Source organism: Acidithiobacillus sp. TH-A35 (assembly GCF_057473505.1).
Window position 1 is genome coordinate 1 of sequence record NZ_JBYCKR010000135.1, and the last position, 2627, is coordinate 2627.

The 2627-nt window shown below is 61.2% G+C and carries 4 protein-coding genes; 2 read left to right on the top strand and 2 right to left on the bottom strand.

Annotation, left to right across the window (positions count from 1 at the left end):
* Both AC2VNK_RS04810 and AC2VNK_RS04815 read left to right on the top strand, forming a co-directional pair.
* Window positions 1–371 (top strand): MlaE family ABC transporter permease (locus tag AC2VNK_RS04810; RefSeq protein ID WP_486883021.1); only part of this gene is annotated, 371 nt, incomplete at its 5' end.
* Window positions 368–1156, top strand: a complete 789-nt coding sequence (locus AC2VNK_RS04815) for an ABC transporter ATP-binding protein (RefSeq protein WP_291525405.1) — start codon at window positions 368–370, stop codon at window positions 1154–1156. The genes AC2VNK_RS04810 and AC2VNK_RS04815, both read left to right, overlap by 4 nt.
* A gap of 16 nt (window positions 1157–1172) precedes the next feature.
* On the opposite strand, the gene AC2VNK_RS04820 is transcribed toward AC2VNK_RS04815, so the two are convergent.
* Both AC2VNK_RS04820 and AC2VNK_RS04825 read right to left on the bottom strand, forming a co-directional pair.
* The gene (locus AC2VNK_RS04820) at window positions 1173–1814 is read right to left on the bottom strand and encodes a flavin prenyltransferase UbiX (RefSeq protein WP_291508055.1); all 642 of its coding nucleotides are present in this window, start codon (window positions 1812–1814) and stop codon (window positions 1173–1175) included.
* Between the two features lie 31 nt (window positions 1815–1845).
* On the bottom strand, window positions 1846–2627 hold a 782-nt coding region (locus AC2VNK_RS04825), incomplete at its 5' end, for a glutamate ligase domain-containing protein (RefSeq protein ID WP_486883022.1).

Here is a 2627-nt window from a genome sequence, read left to right on the forward strand (position 1 = left end):
GCCGCCTGATCCTGCCCAAGGTCATTGCCCTGGCGCTGGTCATGCCACTGCTCGTCCTCTGGACCGACATGGTGGGACTCTACGGGGCCATGCTCGTAGCCAAAGTGGAGCTCGGCATCGGCACCACTTTCTTCATCCAACAAATGCCCGTCGCGGTCCCCAGTTTTAACCTGTGGCTGGGCATTGCCAAAGGGGCGATCTTCGGCGTCCTTATTGCGTGGATCGCGGGCTTTCATGGCCTCAAGGTAAAGCCCAACACCACTAGCCTGAGCCGGGAAACTACGAACTCAGTAGTCATGTCCATCACCCTGGTTATCCTCATCGATGCCATCCTTGCCCTGGTCTTTTCCAATACGGGAATCAGCAATTGATACCCCGCCCCGACGCCATCATCCTGACCGATATCGCCACCCGGTTCGGAACCCATTGGATTCAGCGGCACCTTGATCTGACCATACGTTGCGGCGAGATACTCGCCATCGTTGGTGGCAGCGGTACCGGCAAAACCACGCTGCTGCGCGCCATGATGGGCCTCGTCCCCATCGCCGAAGGGCAGATGACCATTCTTGGCGAAAATCCGCAAGCGCTCAATCTGCGCGAACAGATTGCCCTGCGCCAGCGCTGGGGAGTGCTTTTTCAGCAAGGTGCCCTGTTCAGCGCCCTGACGGTTTTTGAAAACATCGCCTTTCCGCTGCACGAGTGGGGCCACTTGACCCGCGCCGAAATCAACAATCTGGTGGCCCTGAAGCTGCAAATGGTGGGTCTGAAGCCCAGTGACGCATGGAAATTACCCGCGGAATTATCGGGCGGAATGACCAAACGAGTCGCTCTCGCCCGTGCGCTGGCGATGGAGGCGGAGATTCTCTTTCTCGATGAACCCACCTCCGGGCTCGACCCCATCGCCGCCGCCGAATTTGACGCCCTGCTCCGCCAGGTCCACGGCGACATCGGTTTCACCGTTGTTATGGTCAGCCATGACCTCGACAGCCTTGCCGCCACCGCGGACCGCGTCGCCGTGCTCGCCGACGGCAAGGTGCTGACTGTGGGGCCGCTTACCGAGATTCAACAGGTGGACCACCCTTACATCCGTGAGTTCTTCCACGGGGAACGCGGCGAACGCCTGCTGACCGGTCTCCGTGCCAGCGGCAAATGTTAAGCGCCGACACCTGATTTCAATCTGCTGCGGGAACCACCTCCCTGTTCCCCCAACGCCATCCGATCCGGTTCGGCAGCCCCAATTGATCCAGAATCCTCGCCACAATAAAATCCACCAGGTCTTCGATTTTTTGTGGACGATGGTAAAAGCCTGGGCTTGCTGGCAAAATCCGCACCCCCATTCGCGCCAGCGTCAGCATATTTTCCAGATGAATCGTGGAGATGGGACTTTCACGGGGCACCAGAATGAGTTTCAGGCCTTCCTTCAGCATCACGTCCGCGGCGCGCTCGATCAGATTCTCGGACAGCCCGTGGGCAATGGCCGCCAGCGTTCCTCCGGAACAGGGACAAACCACCATGGCCTGCGCTGCGTTGGAGCCTGAGGCCACCGGAGAAAACCAATCATCCTGGGCATAAACGGACAACAAATCCGGCTCAACACCGAACCGTTCATTGAGAAAACGGGTCACAGCCTCTGCCGCAGCCGGGAGTTCCAGATCCAGTTCTTCACGGCAAACAATCCGCGCCGCGTCCGATATCAGCAGATGGACACGCACCCCGGCGGTCAGCAGCACCTCCACCAGCCGCATCCCATAGGCCGCCCCGGAAGCGCCGGTAATGGCTACACAAATCCGGTCCTGCCGTCGCCAATCTTCCATTGCTGCTCCTTGAGCCGGATTGAATCCGGGGTTACGGTTCTGCCGATGAATCCCGGCGAATGAGGCATTCCAACAAGCGTCCATGAATCCCGCCGAAGGCGCCATTGCTCATAATGAGCACCTGGTCCCCTGCACGCAACTCGGCCTCCAGCGCCCGCAGGAGTGCATCCATATCCGCGTAAACCTGCGCGGCAGAACCCAGTGCGGTCGCCACATCCCAACCGACATCCGCGGGGGCATAGACAAACGCCCGATCCGCACCCTGTAAGCTCTGTCCCAGCGTCTGCCGGTGCACACCCATCTTCATGGTATTGGAGCGCGGCTCCAGCACCGCCACCAAGCGTCCCTTCTCTCCCGCCATCCGCCCACGCAGGGCCGCAATAGTAGCCGCAATGGCCGTGGGGTGATGGGCGAAATCGTCATACACCGCCACGCCGGCGGCTTTACCCCGCAGTTCCAGGCGCCGCCGCACCCCTTGAAAGCGCTGCAAAGCTGCGCAACCAACCGCCAGCGGCACCCCGGCATGACGCGCCGCCAGCAAGGCCGCCAGCGCATTCTCGGCATTGAAGGCTCCGGCCATGTCCCAACTGACGCGCCCGCGCTCCACGCCCCGCTCCAGCACGCTAAAACGGCAGCCATCCGCAGTAGCGAGCCGCACCTGCCACTCACCTTCTCCGGCAAAGCGTTGCAGCGGCGTCCAGCAACCGCGCTCCAGCACCTGTTTCAGTGCCGGTGCCGCAGCATTCATGATGATCGCGCCCGTGCCCGGCACCGTGCGCAGCAGATGGTGGAACTGGGTGATGATCGCATCCA